This window comes from Bdellovibrionales bacterium (assembly GCA_016716765.1).
Lineage (GTDB): Bacteria > Bdellovibrionota > Bdellovibrionia > Bdellovibrionales > UBA1609 > JADJVA01.
In genome coordinates this window covers 139472-162942 of sequence record JADJVA010000001.1, presented here as the reverse complement: position 1 = coordinate 162942, position 23471 = coordinate 139472, and the positions used below count along the sequence as shown (strand labels likewise).

24 protein-coding genes, 1 tRNA gene and 3 pseudogenes are annotated in these 23471 nt (G+C 45.7%); 21 read left to right on the top strand and 7 right to left on the bottom strand.

The window, feature by feature from the left end; translation table 11 throughout:
* Position 1: 1 nt before the first annotated feature.
* The 7 genes from IPL83_00755 to IPL83_00725 all read left to right on the top strand — a co-directional run bounded on the left by IPL83_00755 (position 2) and on the right by IPL83_00725 (position 2992).
* Positions 2-517, top strand: coding sequence for an ATP-binding cassette domain-containing protein (locus IPL83_00755; protein MBK9037689.1), 516 nt, complete (start codon positions 2-4; stop codon positions 515-517).
* Entirely contained in the window at positions 471-962 is a 492-nt protein-coding gene (locus tag IPL83_00750) for a hypothetical protein (protein MBK9037688.1), read from the top strand. The genes IPL83_00755 and IPL83_00750 overlap by 47 nt, the downstream gene beginning before the upstream one ends.
* Positions 904-1092, top strand: a complete 189-nt coding sequence (locus IPL83_00745) for an MCE family protein (GenBank protein ID MBK9037687.1) — start codon at positions 904-906, stop codon at positions 1090-1092. Before IPL83_00750 ends, IPL83_00745 begins: the two co-directional genes overlap by 59 nt.
* A gap of 79 nt (positions 1093-1171) precedes the next feature.
* Positions 1172-1600 carry a hypothetical protein gene (locus IPL83_00740; GenBank protein ID MBK9037686.1) on the top strand — a complete coding sequence of 143 codons (429 nt, stop codon included), beginning with the start codon at positions 1172-1174 and terminating at the stop codon, positions 1598-1600.
* 34 nt (positions 1601-1634) lie between these two features.
* Positions 1635-2186, top strand: a complete 552-nt coding sequence (locus IPL83_00735; GenBank protein ID MBK9037685.1) for a hypothetical protein — start codon at positions 1635-1637, stop codon at positions 2184-2186.
* Between the two features lie 34 nt (positions 2187-2220).
* Positions 2221-2490, top strand: a complete 270-nt coding sequence (locus IPL83_00730) for a hypothetical protein (protein MBK9037684.1) — start codon at positions 2221-2223, stop codon at positions 2488-2490.
* A 91-nt stretch (positions 2491-2581) separates the two neighbouring features.
* On the top strand, positions 2582-2992 hold the full coding sequence (locus IPL83_00725; protein ID MBK9037683.1) for an FtsX-like permease family protein: 411 nt from the start codon (positions 2582-2584) through the stop codon (positions 2990-2992).
* Between the two features lie 10 nt (positions 2993-3002).
* Here IPL83_00725 and IPL83_00720 read toward each other — a convergent pair.
* Positions 3003-3778: pseudogene (locus tag IPL83_00720) on the bottom strand (2,3,4,5-tetrahydropyridine-2,6-dicarboxylate N-succinyltransferase).
* 214 nt (positions 3779-3992) lie between these two features.
* Positions 3993-4642: pseudogene (locus IPL83_00715) on the bottom strand (succinylglutamate desuccinylase/aspartoacylase family protein).
* A gap of 31 nt (positions 4643-4673) precedes the next feature.
* Between IPL83_00715 and IPL83_00710 the strand changes: the two are divergent.
* The 5 genes from IPL83_00710 (at position 4674) to IPL83_00690 (ending at position 7738) form a co-directional block, all read left to right on the top strand.
* On the top strand, positions 4674-5279 hold the full coding sequence (locus IPL83_00710) for a hypothetical protein (protein ID MBK9037682.1): 606 nt from the start codon (positions 4674-4676) through the stop codon (positions 5277-5279).
* 4 nt (positions 5280-5283) lie between these two features.
* The gene (locus tag IPL83_00705; protein ID MBK9037681.1) at positions 5284-5625 is read left to right on the top strand and encodes a hypothetical protein; all 342 of its coding nucleotides are present in this window, start codon (positions 5284-5286) and stop codon (positions 5623-5625) included.
* A gap of 2 nt (positions 5626-5627) precedes the next feature.
* Positions 5628-5903 (top strand): ACT domain-containing protein, encoded by a 276-nt coding sequence (locus IPL83_00700; GenBank protein MBK9037680.1) that lies wholly within the window; start codon positions 5628-5630, stop codon positions 5901-5903.
* An 87-nt stretch (positions 5904-5990) separates the two neighbouring features.
* The gene (gene lysA / locus IPL83_00695; GenBank protein MBK9037679.1) at positions 5991-7151 is read left to right on the top strand and encodes a diaminopimelate decarboxylase; all 1161 of its coding nucleotides are present in this window, start codon (positions 5991-5993) and stop codon (positions 7149-7151) included.
* Positions 7151-7738, top strand: a complete 588-nt coding sequence (locus tag IPL83_00690) for a DUF502 domain-containing protein (GenBank protein ID MBK9037678.1) — start codon at positions 7151-7153, stop codon at positions 7736-7738. The genes lysA and IPL83_00690 overlap by 1 nt, the downstream gene beginning before the upstream one ends.
* Before the next feature lies 1 nt (position 7739).
* On the opposite strand, the gene IPL83_00685 is transcribed toward IPL83_00690, so the two are convergent.
* From IPL83_00685 to IPL83_00675, 3 genes are all read right to left on the bottom strand, one after another.
* A complete protein-coding gene (locus IPL83_00685; GenBank protein MBK9037677.1) occupies positions 7740-8597 on the bottom strand; it encodes a glutamate racemase in 858 nt (285 codons plus the stop codon).
* A gap of 260 nt (positions 8598-8857) precedes the next feature.
* The gene (locus IPL83_00680) at positions 8858-9898 is read right to left on the bottom strand and encodes a guanosine monophosphate reductase (GenBank protein MBK9037676.1); all 1041 of its coding nucleotides are present in this window, start codon (positions 9896-9898) and stop codon (positions 8858-8860) included.
* A 24-nt stretch (positions 9899-9922) separates the two neighbouring features.
* Entirely contained in the window at positions 9923-10621 is a 699-nt protein-coding gene (locus tag IPL83_00675; GenBank protein MBK9037675.1) for a hypothetical protein, read from the bottom strand.
* 195 nt (positions 10622-10816) lie between these two features.
* Between IPL83_00675 and IPL83_00670 the strand changes: the two genes are divergently transcribed.
* Positions 10817-10907: transfer RNA gene (locus tag IPL83_00670), tRNA-Leu, on the top strand.
* A gap of 163 nt (positions 10908-11070) precedes the next feature.
* Here IPL83_00670 and IPL83_00665 read toward each other — a convergent pair.
* Positions 11071-11502 (bottom strand): GFA family protein, encoded by a 432-nt coding sequence (locus tag IPL83_00665; protein MBK9037674.1) that lies wholly within the window; start codon positions 11500-11502, stop codon positions 11071-11073.
* A 448-nt stretch (positions 11503-11950) separates the two neighbouring features.
* Between IPL83_00665 and IPL83_00660 the strand changes: the two are divergent.
* The 8 genes and pseudogenes from IPL83_00660 (at position 11951) to IPL83_00625 (ending at position 21515) form a co-directional block, all read left to right on the top strand.
* Positions 11951-12106: pseudogene (locus tag IPL83_00660) on the top strand (transposase).
* Positions 12107-12503: 397 nt separating this feature from the next.
* Entirely contained in the window at positions 12504-12812 is a 309-nt protein-coding gene (locus tag IPL83_00655; GenBank protein MBK9037673.1) for a winged helix-turn-helix transcriptional regulator, read from the top strand.
* Positions 12813-12866: 54 nt separating this feature from the next.
* Positions 12867-13064, top strand: coding sequence for a DUF2892 domain-containing protein (locus tag IPL83_00650; GenBank protein MBK9037672.1), 198 nt, complete (start codon positions 12867-12869; stop codon positions 13062-13064).
* 98 nt (positions 13065-13162) lie between these two features.
* Positions 13163-14506, top strand: a complete 1344-nt coding sequence (locus IPL83_00645) for a TolC family protein (protein MBK9037671.1) — start codon at positions 13163-13165, stop codon at positions 14504-14506.
* Positions 14496-17678, top strand: a complete 3183-nt coding sequence (locus tag IPL83_00640) for an efflux RND transporter permease subunit (GenBank protein MBK9037670.1) — start codon at positions 14496-14498, stop codon at positions 17676-17678. The genes IPL83_00645 and IPL83_00640 overlap by 11 nt, the downstream gene beginning before the upstream one ends.
* A gap of 2 nt (positions 17679-17680) precedes the next feature.
* A complete protein-coding gene (locus tag IPL83_00635; GenBank protein MBK9037669.1) occupies positions 17681-17866 on the top strand; it encodes a DUF2892 domain-containing protein in 186 nt (61 codons plus the stop codon).
* Between the two features lie 570 nt (positions 17867-18436).
* Complete coding sequence (locus IPL83_00630; protein ID MBK9037668.1) at positions 18437-19276, top strand: hypothetical protein; 840 nt, start codon at positions 18437-18439, stop codon at positions 19274-19276.
* Positions 19277-19469: 193 nt separating this feature from the next.
* Positions 19470-21515: a hypothetical protein gene (locus IPL83_00625; protein MBK9037667.1), complete on the top strand. Its 2046-nt coding sequence runs from the start codon at positions 19470-19472 to the stop codon at positions 21513-21515.
* Between the two features lie 154 nt (positions 21516-21669).
* Here the strand turns inward: IPL83_00625 and IPL83_00620 are convergent, their stop codons facing one another.
* Complete coding sequence (locus tag IPL83_00620) at positions 21670-23364, bottom strand: hypothetical protein (protein ID MBK9037666.1); 1695 nt, start codon at positions 23362-23364, stop codon at positions 21670-21672.
* Between the last annotated feature and the right edge of the window lie 107 nt (positions 23365-23471).

The window sequence follows — 23471 nt, the reverse complement described above, 5'->3', positions numbered from 1 at the left end:
TTTGGAGATCTCCAAAAGAATAGAAAGAATTTCTTTTGATGACTTGTCATTTTCGTTTGGTTCTTCGCACAAACCTTTGTTTGTTGGAATGGATTTTGGAGTTTCAAAGGGTGAATCATATTGGATAAAGGGTGTTCCCGGAAGTGGCAAATCAACGCTTTTAAAATTGTTAGTTGGACTGGTTCAGGCAACTGCAGGAGATATGCTCATTAATGGGGATGGTTTTAGACACATGAGCTTTGAAGAATTTCTCCCTTATAGAAAACAGATTGGATACAGCTTTGATCTGGGGGGTCTCATTTCAAATTGCACTCTTTTCGATAACCTCATGTTGCCGCTCGCCTATCATCATTTTATGCCTCCCGAGGAGGCGAGATCATGGGTTCATCAATTGGCGGAAGAATTTGAAATTTCTCCAGTGTTACACTTGCGACCCAGCCGCGTTTCGAAGCAACAAGAAAGCAACAATAGTGGCTCGCTCTTTAGTGATGAAACCGAGAGTTTTGCTTCTGGATGATCCGACCACTGGAATAGCGGGATCAAGAGTATCAAAGTTGGCAGAAGTCATTCATCAGGGAAGAATGAACGGCCAAATTGACTTTGTTTTTTTTGTATCGGAAGACATGTCTTTTGTTAGAAAGATTGCAACTCGCACAATTGAAATCAAAGATCAGCGAATTCATCAGACGGAAGCTGTGCAAGCTGGATTCATTATTGTAGAAAAAGAGGGCCACGTGATCGTTAAACTCAATCGGTATGAAAGGATGGCCGGTCTTTTTCTGGTAGGGGCTATCGTCGGGTCTATCGCTGTGACAATTGGTGTTGCCGCGAAAAAGGGTGGTTCTCTAGAAAGATCTACTACGAAACAAATTTGGACAATGCCGAGGGCATACACCTGGTACGATGGTTCAGGTCTCAGGGCTGCGGGCCGGAGAAGTGAGCGAAGTCGAGCTTTTAAATAACGAGCAAGTAATGGTGAAATTTAGGGTTCTTGAGAAGTTTTCAGTGCGAGTGAGAGAAGACAGTCGCATTCAGGTGATTAGGCCATTTTTGATTGGAGAGAGGTATTGGATCTGTCCGTGGATCAGATAAATCGAAAGAAATCCATGAAGGGGAGCATGTCCAGTCTCGTCCTTCGGTCGACTTGATGGATCTGGTTTCAGGAAAAAGAATGAACGAATTTCTAGCAAGCATAAGTGGCTTTGTTGAGAGTTTTCGAATTCTGAGTCGGGCTTTCGCTGATCCACGGAGATCAGAGGCTTTTGTTAATACGATGGATCGGATAGAGCCTCTTGTCGTTAATATGAATGCCATGTCACTTGGTGTGACAAAGATGACTCAGGCCCTCAATCGAGATGGGCGAATGGAACTGATGGCGGGAAGTTTGGCGAATTTAACAGATGAGCTCAAAGTAATTCTTCCCGATCTGACGAGAGAAGCGCCCCATATTGGAAAGCAATTAGGTCAATTTGTGACAAGTATGACTATTTTGGCTAAGGAGTTTGAAGCCCAGCTCCTGCTCTTCGGGAGGTCGCCCCTGAGTTGCTGCAAACAAGCCGGCGCGCGGTTGAGGCCCTCAATGAAGCTGTTGTTCTTTTGAAGGCCATGCAGAAATCCTTTTTCTGCGTGGAAGTGTGAAAGAAGTTCTCGAGGAGGAAAGACAGAGGTCTCCTTCTTCAGATTCGGACTCAGATGTGAATTCAGGTTCTGGAAAATTTTTCCTGCGATATTTATTTTCAAAGCGGGCCGGGGCGCTCATTAGGACCATTTCTTGGATCTGTGTCTTTGGAATTGGTTTGGGTGTGATGTTTTTGATTGTTGTTTTGAGTGTTATGAATGGTTTTAATGGAACGATACGAGATCGATTGCTCGCAGTGGATCCTCACTTGGTTGTTGGGTCTATTGTTTCCGACACTAGAGATTCAACCGAGATTCGAAGCTCCCTGGTTGAATTGCAAAGTGAATTCGGGCAAATACGGAGCGTGGATACGGATTTGGTAGAAAGCCAAGATGTGATTTTGAAAACTATCGAGGGAACCTTTGGCGGCGCTATAGCCAAGGGGATGGAGGTTGGTGACTTACAGAATCTCCTTGTTAGCGTTCAGAAAGTGGGCCAAAGACACAAGGGTCACTATGGAGAAGAGATAGAAGTCAAAGATTCAGAGGAGGGTGTAGGAGGGAGTTAAAGAACTTGCTCGTCTGGGCCCGAAGGAAGTCATTTTGGGATCTGATTTAGCCCGCTCTCTTCGAATTCTTGAAGGAGATCAGATCATGGTGATACCTCCTGAATCTTTATTGAAGCCGAAGGGCGAAGCTCAAGTTTATGAAACAGTCACCGTAAAGTCTCTTCTCAATTCGCGAGTGGCCGACATAGACAGCAAATTTATGTTTTATCACCTGGGAGAGACTTTGGGCAATTCAAGAAATCAGCGAGCAGAGAGATCAATCTTGAGCTGCGTTTTAAAGATCCAGGCGATCATGTCTTTATGAAGGCGACCTTCACAAGAGGGGATTTCGAACTTCTAATTGGATTGAGCGCAATGAGGCTCTTTTTTTCGCTCTAAAAATGGAAAAATTGGCAATGACTATATTTCTTGCTTTGAGCGCATTGATTACCTGCTTTTCAATCATCACAGTATTAGTTCTTTTGCTGACTCAAAAAAGACGTGATCTGGGCATCTTGATGGCTATGGGATTGAGTCAAACGAGAACGAGATGGATATTTACACGTGTTGGTATGATTTTGAGTTTGACTGGAATGCTGGGTGGACTGGGTTTGGGTCTTGGTTTGTGTTGGGTGCTGGACAGATACCCCATCGATTTATTGCCTGATATCTACTATGATTCATCTATTCCAGTCCTCGTCACACGAGAATTGGTTTACTTTGTCATATTTATTTCGGTGATCGTGGCTTTTGTCAGTTCTTATTTTCCGGCTCGGGCCAATACGGTTCGATGGCCCGCCTTGGCGCTGAGGCGTGGAAGCAAATAGATAAATAGATCTAAACTGAGACTTCAAACTCTCTGAGCACTTTTGTTAGAGAGGTCTTCTTGTCTGTCGATTCGGAACGTTGCCCTATTATCAATGCGGCAGGGACTCCAAATTGGCCAGCTGGAAAATCCTTCATGGTCGTTCCTGAATGACAACAGAATTTTTCGGCACTCTTCCTTTGGTGATCTTTGGATTTTTTCGGTCACGTCGATGATTTTAGTAGAGGCCGTGATGGTAACTCCCGCACCCAGAACGGCTCCCTCTTCAATGACAGCTCCTTCGACAATGATGCAGCGGCTGCCCACAAACACGTTGTCCTCTATGATGACGGGACTGGCCTGGATCGGCTCTAAGACTCCGCCTATACCAACTCCACCAGAGAGGTGTACATTGGCCCGATTTGTGCGCAGGAGCCAACCGTCGCCCAAGTATCTATCATCGTTCCCGGACCAACCCAGGCTCCGATATTCACGTAAGAAGGCATGAGTATGGCGCCGGGGCTGACAAAGGATCCCTTTCGAACGAGAGCATGAGGGACAACTCTGACGCCTTCAGTCCCCCTCCATTTTTTAATGGTATCTTGTCGACAAAACTGAATTCGCCAATTTCAATTAATTTCATTTTATTGATTTTAAAATACAGTAAAATGGCTTGCTTGAGCCACTGTTGAGTCACCCACTCAGAACCTTGTTTTATGCAAACTCTCTGCTCGCCCGAATCCAGGCCGTCGATTGCAAATTGGATCGCCTCAAGGACATCCATTTCGATGTCCTCATTTTTTTTCATCGATCCCAATTCATCAAAGGCCAATTGAATGAGTTTTTTTGCACGTTCTGTTTGACTGTCCCTGTCCCTGTTCATGAGATCATTCCTTGTTAGTTGTCGAAGCGCATTGAAAAATGCCTTTCAGAAATTCTCATCATACCTACCAGAGATCAGCATCGATTAAAATACTAAATATAATAAATAAAGATTGGAGGAATCGCTGGAGTTTTGAATATCAAACTTCGAGAACCTTGAGTGCTTCCAGAATGGCGGGAACGTGGATTTGCACCACACTTTTGTGACTGAGTCCGCGTTCTATCTCGTAGGTGAGTGTTGGCATGTTGCGTTCTAAGCCGCAATAAGTGCCGAGGCAACCTGGAGTTGGGTATCCAATGCTATCTTGAATCTCGTAACCCGTCAGTCGAGAAATGACTTCGGCTACATTTCTGCAATCTCCGTTTACGTTGAGCATTGGCTTCCAGGAATGCAGGCTGAGAATAAAACAGGTTGGTTCCTCTCGATCCACCCAGTGAGCGCTTGATTCTCGAGTTCGCTATTTGCGGACTTTCCGGGAAAATAGCGGGGATTTTCAACAGAAGCTGTCCAGTCTTGAGTGGGGAGATTGCGATTGAGATCGACTCCATTGGCATTTTGCCGTTGACCACTGAGAATACCATCGACATTAAACAAAGGAACAATGGTGAGCCGCAGGCATGGCACTGAGCCTTTGGCGAGCCTTCCGAGGAGGGCGGAGGCAGCGACGGTTCCTTCGCTTTCGTCGCCGTGCACGCCCCCTAAAATCAACACATTGGGGCCTCCTTGGCCAACTTGATAGCCGATAATTGGCAGATTCAATTCCGATTGACCAAATATAAAACTTTTCACTTCTAGTTTCCTCGTGATAGGTTAGGGGCCCATGAAAACTCACTCATCCATTATGGTCAAGAAGTTCGGTGGCACCTCAGTTGGCTCAATTGAAAGAATTGAGGCCGTTGCAGACCGTGTGTTAGCGGATATGAAGGCTGGACAAAAGCCAATTGTGGTCGCGAGTGCCATGTCGGGAGAAACCAACAGGCTGGTTAAATTGGCCAATGATATTGATCCTTCTTATCGGGGTCCGGCCTATGACATGCTCGTTTCATCCGGGGAGCAGGTTTCTATTGCGCTGCTGGCAATTGCATTGAAGAAGCGAGGCGCCAAAGTCGCACCTTTGCTGGCTCACCAACTTGGTATACAAACGGACGCTATTTTTTCGAAGGCCCGCATCACGAATGTCGACGGGCAAAAGCTTCTCGGTTTTTTGGAATCCTCAGTTGTTCCGATTGTGGCCGGTTTTCAGGGCGTTACAGAGGGACATCAAATAACTACATTAGGTAGAGGCGGGGGAGATACGACGGCCTTGGCTCTTGCGGCAGCTGTTGGTTTGGATGTCTGTGAAATCTATACAGATGTCCCGGCTATATTTACTGCTGATCCGCGTTTGGTGCCGATGGCTCGCGAAATAGACGTGTTGAGCTTTTGAAGAAATGATGGAAATGGCTACTTTGGGGTTCCAAAGTTTTGCATTTCGAAGCGTTGAAATAGCTGCCAAATATAATGTGAAAATCCACCCAAGGTCTGCTTTTGAAACTCGAGAGGGGACCTGGGTGGTGCCAGAAGGAGAGAAAATGGAAACTCCAGTTGTGTCTTCAATAACTCATGATGCCTCTGTGGTCGTATTAAAGCTTTTTCCCGTTCCGTTTGGAGCTAAGTTTTTGGCAGATCTTTTTGAAAAGCTCGCAGAAAGAGGAGTCGTGGTCGACATCATCACTCAGAGTCAAAATGAAGAGGGCAAAGAGTTGCTTTTTCAGTTCCCGAAGATGATTTGAACATGGCGCTGGAAGTGGTGGCGTCCGTAGTCGGTCCTAAAACTCAAGTGGTTCCGATGAGAGGAATGGCCAAGCTTTCGGCTGTTGGAGTCGGTATGGCGAATCATCCGGGAGTGGCCTCAAGGTATTTTCGAATTCTTGATAAAGTGAATGTACCTGTTCATCTTGTAACGACTTCCGATATTAAAATCAGTGCTGTGATTGAGCGGGGGAAGTTGGGAGAGGCCGCAAGAGCCTTGCATACCGAATTTGGTTTGGACCGCGAGGCAAGTGTTTGAAGGGGAAGAATCGCTAAGGAGAGGGATGGACTTTTTTTATCGTAACAATGAGCTTGGTTTTCTATCAGGAAAAGTTTTTTTCGCTAAATGATATTGCTTCCAGAGCAAAAGCGTCCGGTGTACGTTTATCATTTGGATTCTATCCTTCAGCGCTATCAGCGTTTCGTCGAAGCCTTTCAGGGGGATGTGCTTGTATGTTATGCGATCAAAGCGAACTCACACCCTGTTTTGTTGAGGGCATTGGCTCAAAACGGGGCTGGCGCTGATGTTGTCTCTGGAGGCGAAATAAAGTTGGCTCTGTCCTGCGGTTTTCCTGGGAGTCGAATGGTTTTTTCCGGAGTCGGAAAAGAAAAATACGAAATTCAATTGGCCCTTGAAAATAGAATCAAGCAGATCAACGTTGAGAGTCCCTCAGAATTGAGGCGAATCGGACAGGTCGCACGGTCATTGGGACTTCAGGCCAATGTGGCCTTTCGATTGAATCCTGATGTGAATCCGGACACCCATCCCTATATTCGAACAGGATTTAGGGAAAATAAATTTGGAATGGATGAAAGTTTTGTCTCTGAATTAAAGAGTATTCTGACAGAGTTCTCTCGAGAACTGAAGCTCGTGGGGCTGAGTTTGCACATAGGGTCTCAGATTCGTGACTTAGGCCCTATCGAAGAGGCCGTGCGAAAATCTTTGCCATTGTTTAAATCTTTGCGTGAGTCCGGTCATCCTCTAAATGGTTTTGATGTGGGCGGAGGATTGGGTATTGATTATCATCAAGACAATGAGAGCTCGGAAATTGAAAATGTGAAGGTTTATGCTCAAACAATGAGAGGCCTTCTGAAACCCCTCGGATGTGAAGTGCTCTGCGAACCCGGAAGGATTTTGGTTGCTGGCGCAGGAGTGTTGCTGACAGAGGTGCAGTATATCAAGGAAACACCTTATAAGCGTTTTGCTATTGTCAACACGGGGATGCATCACTTGCTTCGTCCCGCTCTTTATGAAGCCTATCACCGAATCCTTCCTCTCAAGGAGGGCAGGGTCCAAAGGGAAGAAATAAAAACTTACGATGTGGTAGGTCCCATCTGCGAATCAGCTGACGTGATAGGCTTCGAAAGGGAGTTGCCGGAGCTGAAAGAAGGCGACTATTTGGCTATTATGGATACGGGAGCCTATGGAGCGGTGATGGCTTCCCACTATAACAGCCATGAGCTTCCCCTTGAATGGGTCTATCATAACGGTGAGGAGCTTCATTGATGAGAACCTTTTTAGGTATTTTTGGTCGTGGTTTAGTGGCTTTGCTACCGACTTTTTTGTCGGTGTATATTTTGATTCGTTTTTTTCAATGGGCAGATAACATCATTCATAGTTTATTGGCTCTGCTTCTTCCGGACAGTTTTTACATTCCCGGTATGGGGATTGTCTTTGGAGTTTTATTTATATTTATCCTGGGCCTTTCCCTTTCTCATTATTTGGGGAACAAAGCTCATCAATTACTTGATCGTCTTTTTCGTCAGGTCCCATTGGTAAAGAGCATTTACATCGCCATTCAAGATCTGACGGATTATTTCTCTCCGGAAAAAGGCGCAGGTGGAGATGGACAAGTCGTTGCGGTGAAGTGGCCCGACTCGGGCGCTCAAGCAATAGGATTGGTGACACGGAGTGATTTGTCGGGGCTTCCAAATGGTTTGGACAGAGAGGGCAGAGTGGCAGTTTTTTTCCCGATGAGTTACCAGATGGGGGGCTTTACCCTATTTCTTCCCAAGACTTGGCTAACTCCGCTTGATATGAAGGTAGAGACGGTCATGCGTTCAGCGCTCACGGGTTGGATAAAAAAGAAGTAGCTTAAAAATTCCTTATTTGGTCGAGATTGGAAATGTCCGAAGCTGTGAGATTTACATGCGTGAATTTGGCGGCTTTAAAGGGATGCAATATTCTTTCAGCTGTGAATTGAATGTGTTGGTCAAGATCGGTATTGAGTATCTCGATTTCTCCGGAGCCTGCGGGGTTCCCTTTTAATTTTCCTTCGTTCATATCGCTCATTATCTCGGCGCTAATTGCCTTCCCAGAATCGACGAGAGTCACTCCGCCGCCCATAACCTTTGCAATGGATTCTTTCAAAATGGGGTAGTGGGTGCAGCCAAGAATGAGTGTGTCGATTTCCTGCGTAGCTATCGGGCTCAGATAGCGATGGATCACCAGATTCGTAAGGGGATCTTGAACCCATCCTTCTTCAACGAGAGGGACCAAGAGCGGACAGGCTTGCTGAAATACTTTTGTGCGTGGATCGAGTTCATGAAGGGCGCGGACGTAAGCCCCTCGGTTGACAGTGGCTCTCGTGGCAATGACGCCAATACTGAGAGTTTGTGAGATTTTATAGGCTGTACGCGCTCCCGGTCCGATGACCTCGTAAAGAGGCACTGCGATTTTTCTTTCGAGATCCAGAACGCTTGAGGCGGAGTTGCAAGCGACCACGATGGCTTTTACCTTGCAGCTCAAAAGAAACTGAATGTTTTGTTCCACGTAATGACGAATCGTGAGCGGCGATTTTGTTCCGTAAGGAAGCCTTGCAGAGTCTCCCAAATAAAGGAAATTTTCTTTAGGGAAATCTTCAGCCAAAGACTTGAGCACAGTGAGGCCACCGACTCCAGAGTCAAAAACGGCAATTGGAAATTCAGCCCTATCAGAAGCTTCAAGAAACATCATTTGAGTTTACCTGATTTAGTCGCACAGGTCAGCACAAAGAAAAAAGCCCCCTCGGAGAGGAGGAGGCTAAAACGAAAGATGAGGCTATTGGACCAACGGACTGGACTCCAACAACACTCCTTCAGAAAGCACGGAACGGAATCAACAAAGGAAAAACGGCTAAGAAGAACAGATCAAAAAACCTCGCCAAATAAGCCTAGAAAAAGCAAAGTCATTGGTCAAAGGCAGATTGATGGGACCAATCTCAGCAATTGAAATCAGTTCTTTAGTCCATGTGCTCTTGATTCGAAGTACCCCATGGGCGTCATCTCGACAAATAGGGAGTTGGCTCGGATATCCTCGATGGCCAATGCGTTGATATATGACATGCCGCTTCTCAGTCCGCCAGATAACGCATTGATAACATCTGAAATATGGCCCTTTACGGGGACGAGGGTGGACTCCCCCTCAGGAGCCATTCCCTCCGGGACTCCGCCTCTCCAGGAGGCTTGTGCGGATTTTGATGCCATGCCACGGTATTGTTTCATCCCATTGTGGATAGGTCCTGGAGACTCAATTGTTCCAGAAAGAAGAGAGCCGAGCATAACAGCATCCGCCCCTGCAGCAAGGGCCTTGAAAATATCGCCGGAGGACCTGATTCCTCCATCTGCGATGACGGGGACTCCTTTTGGTCTGGCAACTTGAGCGCAAAGAGAAATCGCCGTGAGCTGCGGAACGCCGCATCCGGTAATGATTCGAGTTGTGCACATGGAACCGGGGCCTATGCCCACCTTGATCGCATGGGCGCCAGCTTCTATGAGATCCTCCGTGCTTTTTGGAGTGGCGACGTTGCCTGCGATCAACTGGATGGAGGGAAACTCGGTTTTTAGCCAAACAAGAGTTTCAATCATGGCAACAGAATGTCCATGAGCTATATCGATAGTGAGAATGTTGACTCCTGAGTCCACCAAGGCCTTGGCGCGATCCTTAAAGTCATCGTTGACCCCAATGGACGCGGCAATGTCTCTCGCTCCTGAAGCCTTGATTTTTGCAACTTGTTCAACTTGTTCACAGATCGACATAAATCTATGAAGAATACCGATCGCTCCGAGTTGGTTCATTCCAATTGCCATCTCGTGTTCGGTTACCGTGTCCATGTTGGCGCTAATAAAAGGTTTTTCAATACTTGTTTCCCGAGTCAGTCGGGTTTTTAGATCAGGGCTTCGTCGGGATCGTACATCGGATTTGTTAGGGACAATGAGGACATCGTCAAAGGTGTAGGCCTTGCCTCTGCCAGTCAGGGCTTTCCAGTCAAACATAAGTTCCATGTCGAGGACTCCTTATCAGGTAGTTTGTTGTTGAGATATTTTTTGACTTTTTATCTGGAGAGAAAAGATGAAATAAAAAACGGAATAAAAGTAGCTCGTGACGAGAAAAGTCAATCCTCCCGTGAGGAACTGAAAAACAGGATGGGCCAACCATGGGAATATTTTGCTATTCATTTTGAACAGAAGTTCTGCAGAGAAGCTTGCCACAAGTAGGGCCGTTAGAATCCAAAAGACTCCTTTGGTGAGATCGGTTGATTTAGCGAGTGCGTCCACCTCACCATTTTTATACTCGGGGTCAAATAGAACGACGAAGGGCACGAAGAGGTAGCGAATTTGTTTGTATACACCGGGGACAAGAAACAAAATTGCCCACATCAATATATGCCCAGTCATACGAAGGCCCTCAACAAACAGGGGCCAGCTGTGTTTAGAAACTATTTTGGCCCATTCCTGATAGGGGCGCCGGTTCTGCCAATCATCAAGTCTTATCGGAAGGAGGAGGATCAACACAAAACTTACTGTAATCGAAGTTGCCAGCTGACCTAGCTGAGCAGTAATTTGCTCGACGCCCCCTCTCGGGGCAACCTTAATGCAAAAATCAAAATATTGATTCAATAGTTCAGAGAGTATCCACAGGGGGAGAAGAACTCCGTACGAGGACTTGATGAGAGGTACATAGGATCTATTCGAGAGTGCAAAGGCCTCTTTGATCATGGGGTATTCCTCTGAAGGGAGCGGATTTGGGGGATCACAGTTGACAATTGAGCCACCTAAATTTGGATTTGTCAAAAAGCCTAATTTTGTTCAAATTTTGAGCTTTTCTCCTGGTTTTTCACCTTGTTTTCGATTGACAGCGAAGCCTCAGACGTTCACTTTATTGCGGCAGCGAAATAAAGTTTAGTCAGTAAGGCCCCGGTGGCGAAATAGGTAGACGCACAGGACTTAAAATCCTGGGTTGGGTTATACCGACGTGCCAGTTCAAGTCTGGCCCGGGGCACCACGGTTGCTTTAATGATCCAGAGGATTTGCTCACGCTTAGCGGGTTCCATCACGATCTTGTGCATCAGCTTAATTTGCCTTTAGAGATTGATGTAGTGGAAGACTTTGAATTGTCATCAAGCCAATGCCTTTGGGAAGAAACTCGTGCGGGGAAAACAGTGGTTCTAATTGTCAAGAGTCACCATTCCTGTGGGGCCTCCGAATTTTGGTAAAAGATCACCAACTTCAACCCAAGAGGCTTTATCGCTATAAAAAACATGTGCCTTCGGTTGTTCATCCATCTCCTCATGAATGGTGGCACGAGTGAAATGAACCTCTCCTTCCCATCGCTTAGCTCTAAAAAACAGCTGACTTCCACAAATTTTACAAAATTGCCTTTCTGATTCGTGAGAGTATTTAAAGGATGTCAAATATTCACCGCCGTGAGTAAGTTTGAATTGTTCTGAATTTACTCCTCCCCATGTGACAAATGCAGCAGCATTTGCTCGACGACATATTGTACAGTGATCGTGAACCACAAATTTTATGGGAGTTTCAATTTCATATGTTATAGATTTGCAAAGGCAAGAACCGTGATATTTCTTTTCAGCAGACATGGTGCACCTCAGATTTTCTGGCAATTTACAGGACTTCCAATTTGAAGTCTATCTACGTTGCTAAAACCAAATCCCTTTTTCGAATTCGATTTTATTGCAATTGAGCCTTTGATAACCTTTTCTTAAGCTTTCGAGAGGTAACTGTCCGTGAATATATGGCTCATGTTTTAAGGCGCGCTCGGCAAAGAGTGCATTTCAAGGGTGGTGAATTCTTGATACCGCAAAAACAAAAAATCCCCTGGCCATCAATGCGCAGGAGATTCAAGGTTTGGGATTTTAGTAAGCGAATTGACCGCCCCATCCTAGTCACTTATTAAAAGTCAAATTAAGTTTCCCTGATCAGACACAGGAGGAAATAAATGAAGTTACCAGCGGGCCAACCGCCGCAAGAAAATTACTCAAGTGGCTCAATACACTGCAGGTGAAACCTCTTTTTATCGAAAAGGACTCTCCTTGGGAGAATGGATACGTAGAGTCGTTTGACGGCAAAATGCGATATCAACTTCTTGACGGCGAGATTTTCTACGCTCTCTTCGAGGCCCAAGTGGTCATCGAGAGATGGAGACGACACTACAATGAGGTCAGGCCTCACTCATCACTTGGCTGAAAGCCACCCAAAGCACCCCAAGCGAAGGAGGCAAACATTGAGCTTGTCAGCTAATCATTAACATTGGTAGTGGTATAGAAACTCCCGGGCGGTCACTGTCGACTCGGCAAAAATTTCAATTCAGCCACGCCAGAAACAACAGGATCAGATTTTTTACCCCTATCGTCTACCAAAAAGGAGTAAAAAAAGCGGTTAGGCGCGATAACTGTCGGAGAGTCTACCACTTTTAAAGGCGGGCACAGGGAAACCAAGACAGGTAGTTTCAAAGCTCTCAAGCTGTCTGCGCGACTATTTGCACAAGAATCTATTTTTTATTCCCCCTTTACATTAAGATATTATTATACCATAATATATATGTATATCGTAGTGGTCCATTTAATACCTGGGGGGCTGAGTGAGACGCACCGTTTCTATCCAGAAGATAAAGAAGTCCTGTGAGGAAGTGTGTCTCATTCTGAAGTCACTTTCTCATCCTCAGCGGCTTCTTATTCTTGGACATTTACTTGAGGGACCAAAAACAGTGGGTGAACTCGTGGGCCTTTGTGGCGCCTCACAGTCGCAAATGTCACAATTCCTAATCCGGATGAAGTTTGAGGGCCTGATTAGCTCTGAAAAAGACGGAAAATATCAGGTCTATTCTTTGGCAGACAAGCGCCTGGTCGGTCTAATGAAGACGATTCAGGCGGAATATTGCAAAGGTTGATTGATCAGATGATTTCAAATGGAGTACCAAACAAAACAAAGGAGCAGAGGAAATATGAAAACTAATATTCATTCAATCGAGCGAGTGGTCAGAATTGTTCTCGGGTTATTACTTGTCTCGCTTGCGTTCGTTGGACCAGCGAATCTTTGGTTTCTCTTAGGCTTAATCCCAATCGCAACGGGTGTTATCGGCTGGTGTCCTCCCTACGCTATGTTGGGAATTAACACCTGTAATATCGGAAAAAGTAAGTAACCGGTTAAGACGGAGAACTGCGAAGAGGAAGTGACCAGAAGTGACCAGAAGTGATCAGCGGTGAACTGGTTGACGAATTATTAGCGAAGAGGGAGTAAATGAAAAAGTTCATTTTCGTAGGAAGTGTCATTTTCTTTGTTGCAAGTGCGGCTCGTGCTGAAACGCTATCGTTTGGATCCGCCTGGAGTAAAGTCAATGAGGGGTCCGCTGCTCAAGAGTCCTCACGATTACAGGCGGAGTCCTTGATTGAATCCCAATCAAGAGCGTCTCGTCATTGGTTGCCTAAAGTTTACATTGACGCAAGAACCTATCAGACCAACGATCCCGGGACTTCGTTTTTTGGACTTCTCGAACAGCGTTCCATTAAGCAAACTGATTTCAGTGTGGACTCGATCAATCATCCGGATCCTCATGTGTACACACGAGGTGCGCTAGGAGTCGATTTAGCGCTATATGAGGGCGGAATGAAATCATCCCAAGTGGATCTTCTCGAGCACTCAGTTGCCGCACAAAAGAGTGTAACATCACAAATCCAAATCGAGCAATACTCTGCCGTCGGCCTCTCTTACGGATCTATTGCAGTTCTTGAACAACAAAAAGGTAGACTTCAGGAATTGAATTCGGAGGTCACGCGAATGATCAATGGATATCAGCTTGGGAGCAAATCGAATCCCGTCGGATATTCGGGCTTGCTCGGAATGAAGTCCCTGGCAAATCGACTCAGTGGTCTCATCAAGCAATACGAGGCTCAGAGTCGGTCTCACTACGCTACACTGAGTGAGATGGGTTTGAAAGACCAGGATTGGTCTCCGGAAGATATTGAGTCAATTGTTTTTGTGAATCGCTATTTCTCCGATTCTTCACAGCAGCACGAGTCCCTCTCCTCCTATAAAATTGAATCTGCAAAAGAGAATGCGAAAGCCAGTGAGGAAGTGGCCAATATGGAAAAAGCAAAGTTCCTTCCGCGTGCGGGGGTTTTTGCTGAAACTTTTGTTTTCAACGGTAGTCGCGACACGGCGAACGGCTACACTGCCGGACTCTATTTACAGTGGAGTCTTTATGACCCTTCTAGCTATGGCAGCCTCAGGGAAGCGAAATTGAAATCGATGGCCGCCGCGAAATATTCAGAGGCCTCAGATCAACAAGAGCGCGCTGAGCGAGCGGCTCTGAATGAAGCACTCAAGTCCTTTCGACAAAATATTGAGCTTCTGAATGACAGTCATAAGTTACTAGTTGAGCAATCCAAAATGACTGAGACTCTCTTCAGAAATGGATCCATAAATGCGCTTCAGATTGTGGAAATACTCAGTCGGCGAGCCGACCTCATTGCCCAGCAAGGCGAAGCCGAGCTTGGCCTGATCAAAGCTGGTTCTCAAGTCATCACAAAGCAGAAATTTGATATTGGAATGCATGTTGGTTCAGGAGTGAAAAATGAAAAATAACAAACTTGGCTTTGCCGGAAAACTGGCTCAAACATTCGTTCATTCTAAGCTTACGCCCGTCATTGCGATTTCCAGTCTTCTGCTCGGACTGGTCGCCGTTTATTTAACCCCGAAAGAAGAAGAACCGCAGATCTCGGTGCCGATGATTGACATTAGAGCAGCCGCTCCGGGGTTTACGGCAGAAGAAGCAGAAAGAAAAGTGACTGAACCTATCGAGCGCGCGGTATGGGGACTCGATGGTGTTGAGTATGTCTATTCGACCAGTCAACCACACGGAAGCCTTGTGACGGTCCGATTCAAAGTCGGCGAGCCGATGGAGCCCAGTCTTGTTAAGATTCATCATAAGCTGATGACGATCCAACATGAACTTCCAGGCAATGTTCTGTCTCCGCAGGTAAAATCATTTTCAATTGATGATGTTCCCTTTCTTGTTTTGACATTCACATCTAAAAAAATGGATGAGTTTGCGCTGAGAAGTTCGGTTGCTCCTCTCGCTCGCGAGCTATCAAGCACGCCAGATCTTTCAAAGGTCGAGCTTTTAGGCGGACAAAAGAGAGCGATTCGAGTGGTTGCAGATCCAAAAAGGATGCAGGCCTATGGGATCTCTCTTATGGCGATCATGCAGTCACTTAAAATGAATGATGCCCTCGCGCCTTCCGGGAAAAACTGGAGTGAAAGGGAAGTGTTCGATGTTGAGGTCGGCGGACGATTGCACTCAGGGCAAGAGGTAGGAGACCTGGCTATTGGACAAAGAGCGGGGCGAGTTGTCTTTATCAAAGATGTGGCCCAGGTTTTGGACGGCCCAGAGGAAATCGTTCGTAGTTCGGTTCTATTAGAAAAAAATCAAGAGCCCGAAAAAGCCGTTTCAATTGTCTTCTCAAAAAGAAAAGGCACGAATGTCGTGACACTTTCACGTGAAATTCTCCAAAGGGCCGATTCTTTTCTTAAGGAACAGCCGCAGAAAGCTGATCTCAGAATGACAGTCGTCAGGGACTATGGATCGACCGCTGCCGATAAGTCGAACGAACTGATTGAGCACTTGCTCCTAGCAACACTATCAGTTTCAGTTTTGATCGCGTTATTTATGGGCATTCGCGCATCACTTGTCGTGGCAATCGCAATTCCCGTAACCTTGGCACTGACACTCGCAATCTATTACTTTATGGGCTACACGCTCAATCGCGTTACTCTTTTTGCTCTGATCTTTTCCATCGGTATTTTGGTCGACGATGCCATCGTCGTTGTCGAAAATATCGAACGCCACCTCAAAGAAAACACCAGAGATGGTTTAGTCAATGCCACGATCAAAGCCGTGAACGAAGTCGGAAATCCAACAATCCTTGCGACATTTACGGTTATCGCTGCGATCCTTCCGATGGCATTCGTAAGAGGCCTTATGGGACCGTATATGAAGCCAATTCCGATTGGGGCTAGCTTTGCAATGTTGTTGTCTTTGTTTGTCGCCTTTGTCGTAACACCTTGGGCGGCGGTAAAGCTCTTAAAGGCCAATCACAATGACAATTCAAGGTCAGAACCAAAAGTAAGTCGTCTGGACCAGCTTTATCAGGCGGTCATGGAGACACTGCTCGGATCAAAGAAGCAGGCGCTTCTGTTCGGGGCATTTTCAGTTCTTTTGCTTTTAGCCGCAATCAGTTTGGTCTATTTTAAGTCTGTTAAGGTAAAAATGCTTCCTTTCGACAATAAGCAGGAGTTTCAAGTCTTGATCGACTACCCTGCAACGACACCGCTTTTGGTGGGTAAGCAATGGTCAACCGATCTTGCTAATGAAATTCTGAAAAACGAAGAAGTGGAATCAGTGCAAGTGTTCGCGGGCGAAGCTTCTCCGTATTCATTTTCTGGAATGGTTAAACACACTTTTCTAAGGAACTCTGATTACCAAAATGATCTGCAAGTTGTTTTAACGGAAAAAGCAAAGCGGAAAGATTCTAGCCACCAAATCATTGAGAGCTTGCGTCCTTTAATCAAAAAGTTTGGCAGCGACAAGGGAGCTGTCACAAAAGTTCTCGAAATCCCTCCTGGTCCCCCTGTGCTTGCGACAATGATGGCCGAGGTCTATGGACCTAATGCTCAGGCACGAGAAAGGGTCACAAAAGAAATCGAGTCTATTTTTGCCGCTGAGCCAAGTGTTGTTGATCTTGACACGACTTTGAGATTGGGGCGACCTCGGAAGGTCTTTGAGTATGATCAAGTTCAAGGTGGCCTTTTAGGAACAAGGTCGAGTGAGCTGATGGAGTTGGGGCGCTTGGTATTTTCGGAAACTCCAGTTACAGCTTTGGCGAATGTGAATTCTCCCGAACATGTGGAGGTTAATCTATCTTTGAAACAAGATGCCCGCTCGGGTGAACAAGCTTTTGTTGGTCTTCGCGTACCTTCATTTGAAACCGGAACAGTAGAAGCTGATAAAGTTCTGAAGCCGGCGAAGGACGAGGCGAACAAAAGCCTGTATCGAAAGAATTTGAAGCCCGTTTCATACGTGATGAGTGAACTGTCTGGAAGCGAAGAAGCACCGGTCTACGGTATTTTGAAGCTTGCCTCAAAAATCAAGTATCCTCTGCAAACTGCAGATGTTCCCTGGAATACGGTCGCGCCCGTAGTCAAGTGGGATGGCGAGTGGTTCATCACCTTTGAGGTGTTTAGAGATCTGGGTGGGGCCTTTGCGGTGGTCATGGTTTTGATTTACATCTTGGTACTTGGCTGGTTCAGGAGTTTTTCTGTTCCCTTGATCATCATGGCGCCGATACCAATTAGTCTTATTGGCATTCTGCCGGGTCACGCTATTTTGGGATCATATTTTACGGCGACGTCGATGATCGGCTTCATTGCTGGAGCAGGGATTATCGTGCGTAACTCAATTATTCTTGTCGACTTCATAGAGCATCAATTGGGCCTTGGGATGAATCTAAAAGAGGCTGTGGTGAGCGCTGGCGTTTTGAGATTCCGCCCAATGCTGCTGACTGCGGCCGCCGTCGTTGTTGGCAGTTCAGTCATGCTTGCAGATCCAATCTTTCAAGGTTTGGCTATCAGTCTGATTTTTGGTGAGGTTGCCGCCACTATCTTAAGTCGTTTTGCGGTGCCCATTCTGTACTATTGGTTTGTCGGAAATAGCAGAGTCAGAGAAATCGCCATGGAAACAATTACTGAAGGAGAATGAGTATGACAATTGAAAGGCAAGTTCGTGCTTTTGCGGGTATTTTTGTTTTAGTGAGCCTTTCGTTAGCCCACTATCACTCGCCCAATTGGCTGTGGTTTACAACTTTCGTTGGAGCAAATCTGCTGCAATCGAGTCTGACCGGATTTTGTCCATTGGAAATATTTCTTAGGAAAGTTCAAAAAAAATAGCTGGAGCCAGACTGGCAAATCGCTATCGGTGAACTTTTTATAGCGTAGACGGATCCCCCTCAATCTAAATCAATGTCAGAACAGTCTGTCTTCTTGCTGCAAGCCTGAATTGCAATTGCAAGGATCAACAGGGAATCTGTAAATATTTTCATTTTTCAATTATATCTCTTTTGGGACTTATTCCAATTGTTATCAGAGCGCACTTCGATGCCTGTATAGTTTTTTTGTGATCACAAACAGAGATACGACTGTGTACGGATGCTTCCAGGACTCTTCAAGTGAGAAGGACAAACGCCCCAAATTGAGATTTTCTAAACACGAATTTGATTATTATGTCAGGCAGAATATCGCTCTTCTATTTACATGCATTAAAGAGTCAGCTAAACTTTTCACATGAGATGTTTGTTTGTTTTTCTCATGGTTACCTTGATTTCGTGTTCAAAAAAAAGTGATGGGGACAATCCTTTCATCCCACCAAGTTCGCCGGAAAAATTGAATTTAGGATCTATTTCAAACCAAGGAATATTTGATCCAGGATTGACATACGATACAGCAAATGGAGTCTTATGGATGAGCTATTCCGCAGTGGATACTTCGTCACAGTTGGAGACGACTCAAAGAGTCGTCTCTACTCGCGTCGCTAGTTCCAATGACGGAGGTGTCACTTGGGTGGATCAAGGAATCGTTTTGGCTGGTGTCAACAATGTCTCAATTAGTTTTTCAGGGCTTCCGTCACTAGGAACTTGGCACAACGAGGTCTCAAGAATCCTATTTGATCCTGGCTCTGCGAGTGCAAACGATCGATGGAAGCTTTTGACTCACCACTATTTGCAAGTGAAGACAACTGATTCGAGTGCGGAGCGCAGGTTCGAGCATGGATGGATATCGTACAAAAAGGCCGCTTCTCCACAATTGCTTGCGTCTGCCACTGAGACGAAGTTGTTTGGAGCTGCTGGGTATAACGCCGCAAACGATACACAGGGAGGTGCAACGGGTTCCCCGGTCGGTGGTGCACCTGTCATTGACTTACAGAACCTCCATCCAGATCTCAATGGTTGTTTGATATTCACTGAACCAGGAGTTTTATCAACCTCAACTCATCTGTATTTGAGTTTGATCTGTGTAGAAGCCACGAATTTTCGCGTCGCTTTGTTCTCCTGCCTTCAGCCCTGTGCCGTAACTTCGGGTTGGTCTTATATAAAAACCGTACTTCAAAACGCCGAGGCGGTGAGCCTCGGATATTTAAATTTTTCGGCAAGTGAGCTTTTTACCTATCAGAACGAGCACTATCTTATGGTTTCGCCCGAGGGGTCACGGGTGCCCCCGGCATATATCATGGGTGTTATATCTACAAGTTTTCTAATATCGCCATGGGCGCGCTGGCCTCATCATCACCGATTAAGAGTGTGAGTGGCTCAGCTGAATCATTCAATGGATCTTGTAGTTTTAACGAGAATGCGACAAACGGATTTTACTATTCTGAGATAGATCTTTCGGAAACGGATTTTTTTAGAGTTTTTAAATCAAATCTGAAGTTTTGAATTTTTATGAAATTGAGGTGCAAACAGAATCTGGTGCACTTAATGGAAGCCGGAACGTTAAAATGAAATATCTGGTTTTTCTTGCATTATTTGCTTTGGTTTCCTGCTCAAAAAAAGGCAATGATTCTCCTGCTCCAGCTTCCCCGATAAGTCCAAGGATGTCATGGACGTTCAAGGGTGTATTTGGCGGGTATGTACCAAGCATTGTTTTTCATCCAAGCAAGCCATGTGAGGTCTGGGCTTCGGGTGACGATATGTCTGGACTCTATAAATCCACTGACTGTGGCTCGTCTTGGCAGTTGATTTCTTCACCTAAGAATGTTTCTTCATATAGTCTCACGTTTGATCCGACGAACTCAGCAAAAATGTATGCTGTCAGTCATTTTGGCTGGGGCATGTTGAAGTCCACAGATGGCGGTATCACGTGGTCGCTTAGCCAAAGTGGTCTGCCCTCAAGTGGGACCAATAAGCACGTCTATCAAATGGCGATCAATCCGACTCTTGCATCAACAATTGTCGTAGCGACCGACGATGGGTTGTATCGATCAACGGATTCTGGTGACAGCTTTTCAAAACTATCCATTGCTTGGAGTACAGCGTTTAAGGCTGTCGTGTACGACTTCTCCGGTCGTCTCTTTGCCGGAGCAACGAATGGAGTGCTGAAGTATTCAGACGATAACGGAACAACATGGTCTGATTTGGTTACAGGAGCCGTACCGATTTCTAAACTTGCTGTTTCCGCACATGCGCTTTATACTTTGTTTGCGGACGCGACCCTGATGTATACCACTCTGCCAAGCCTTGGTTCGAGTGTGATTGTTAACAATCCTGCGTCAGCTATAACGACAGGACTTCAAACTGTTATCACGGTCGTATCCGGAAATAGTCAGGCCGCAGATACAATATTCTTAGGAACCTCAAAAATTGATTCAGTCGCATCCAGTCGTTGGGGGCTTTTCAAAAGTTCAAATGGCGGAACATCCTGGGTGCAAATGGGGTCTGCGCTTTCCGGTCATTCAATATTTTCGGTTGCGATTGATCCATCGAATTATAGCGTGATTCTGGTCGGCTCAACCAATAGTTCGGGAGTGTTTAAAACCACAGATGGTGGCAGTAATTGGGCCGCATCTTCATCGGGACTAATGGCAAATGCGGTATTGGGGTTTGCACAGAACCCCTTGAATCCAAGGGAGTTGGTTATGAGTTCAACCGTAGGCCTTGGATTGGGACAATCTTATTCATCAACCGATGAAGGAGCAACTTGGTCAGCGATAAATGAAGTCAGTTCAGCCGATGGAGTGGTCGCATGGAGTTTCGATCCTTCAAACTCTGGGGTTGTGTTGGCTGGAATGATTGGGAAGGGACTGTATCGATCATCGAGTGGAGTCAATGGCCCATGGACTCGGGTTGTTAATACGGACGTTAAAATCGATCGTATTGTGAGAGATAATAGTTCAAGTTCAGTTTTGTATGCATTGGCACGCGCAGGCTCATTGAGCTCAGATATTAGAGTTTACTACTCTGCCGACGGTGGAGCCTCTTTTGCAAAGCGAACGTTTTTTTTTGCGGGGGATTTGGCAACTCACCCCACGAATTTGAATGAAGCGGCCATGGTGTCCACAAATGACGGATTCGTATCTACTGATGGATTCTTGACGGGTCATTCCCTTGGTCTTTCGGTTCAGTCTTCAGCACAGGGAGGGATGACCGCAATAGCATTTAATCCCTCAAATAGCAGTGAGTTGTGGGTTGGAGGTATCTCGGGTGGGCTATTTAAGACGACAAATTACAACAATATGGGCTCAGGTATTTCTTGGAAAAGTGTCAATTCACCGATATCAAATGCCTTGGTTCAGAAGATTTATATCCGAAACGAATCAGGTGGAAAAGCTGTCTATGTGAGTTCATTTGGAGCGGATGTCTATTTTTCTTCAGGAGCAGCATTGGGCCTTTGGAAATCTTTCGATGATGGTGTCAACTGGACAGACCTGTCTAGCAGTCTATATCCATGTACAAGTTTCTGGGGGTTTTATCCCGTTGCCGGATCGACCACGGATTTTTGGGGGGCAATGTGGGGCGGTGGCTTGTTCCGTTTGAGCTACCAATAGCCCAACTGAGATGGGTTTCTGAGTTTATATCTCGTCGCATATAGCAACCCTCAATGGAAATAAAATCAAAGAGCTAAGGAATTGGCCCACCAGTAGCGGCTGTGCTCCGAAGGCCTTTTGATCAGGGTGGGTTCCATTGGCTGGACTGGCGGGTTCAATACGCGAAACCAAGCGCGCGGATTTTTGAAATATGATATATTCCCGCGATATATCTGAGAAGGTTGTTTGCCGTGACTTTGTAATGAATTTTCTTCTTTCCAAGGCTATCGCGAACGATAAAATATTTGGTTGGACAAAGAGTCATGGGGTCAATTCCTTTGTCGTAGCCAACGATATTCAGGACGTGATGCATAGATCCCTGCGACGTTATCGTGAGCCAGTCCGCACTTTCAAATCGTGCGTCAGAAGTGATGCGAACAATGGGTGGATGGCCACTGTCGATCATTGCTTTTATCACATCAAAATTCGGGAGTTGATCGCCCGGATTAAAGTCAATTCCGCTGAATTTATCAATCTGATATCGTTCACTCGCTGAGACCGGGGATACTTTTGAATTAGAGCACAGGGGGACCAACGTAAATGTGACCATAGCATCCATGATATTCTGGATCCCAGAATATTGACTAACATCATGGAGCCTTGGATCGCAATATCCTAGCATTGATGGATCTGGCTTTGGATAGTTCCAATTGATTTGTTCTGGTCTCAGATTGGGATAGCGTCGGTGCATATCAGAATTGATTTCGTTCATTAAAGCGGCAGCGTAGGTATGATCCGGAGAGACTCCTTTCGGTGTATTTATGGAGGGATGTTTGATCCAATTCGCTCTGTACATCGCAGCCGTCGCATCACTAGCAATGGCGTGACCTACACATGTTGCGCTTGGTTTTCCTCCTGTTCCTTCCGGCCATTGTGTCGTTGGTTCGGAATACCAGCTGGATAGGTTGTTTGACGTTCTATTCGAAAGTGAACGGGAAATTCCGGTCTCTTTCAGGAAAAGAGCAAGTTTTGGATTCTTGGAAGGGTCAAAATACTCTTTGAAATCGTTCTGAGCAGCTTCGAGACCCTCGCACGCTCCAAATTCTTGATGGACAATACGAGTCCGTTGGGTCTCTTTTATCTCGAGAGTCCTGGCCATCCCTTTGGGTTCTTGTTCATTTGGAAATAATTCGTCGCCTATTCCAATTTTCTCTAAGATCTCAGTCATATCTTCATTAACACAAACGTCGTCGTTCCGGCAGGCATTCAAGGGTTCAATGTTGGTCGGCTCAAAACCGCTCCTATTTAAGGATCTCGGAATATTCGACCCTCCAGCCTTTGAAACTTGACTTCCGAAGCTAAAGGAATTAGAAAACAAAGCCCCTGAATTAGTCCCTCCGTTGTCTCTTGTATCTGCTGGCAAAAGGTCACTCAGATCATCCAGTTTATTCACTAATGCATTTTTCAGTGCTTCTGTATCATCAAGAGTTTGGCGTCGTACCTGCTGTAATGTCGTGAGTTGTGTGACCAGCTCTTCTTCCAACTGCTTTAGGCCGGAAGCAGAACCAAAAATGATATCGTTAGAAATGGACTGAAGGTCCGCTAGCAATCGCTTTTCCTGGGTGATAATAAAGAGTCGGTTGCGATTAATAACATATTGATCCAGGACTTTACGACGTTCCGGAACAGGAAGGCTATAAAACCAATCATCGATCAGTTTTATTTTTTTTAGTCCTTCGGTGAGGCTTAGGGTTTCAGGAGTCCATGGGCCGATTTGAAACCTTTCGTTGAAAAAGTCATATCTGCTTTCTGCCAAAACATCTGAACAAAGACAGAAAAATAGAACTAAATAGCTGATCAGGATCTTCATTGAATTGCTCCAATCAATACTGGGTTTATGGTACGGCGCAAATTGGCATCTCTCCGTCTACAGAGTAGACGATCGGACCACTCAATATTGGGGTTAACAATATAGCG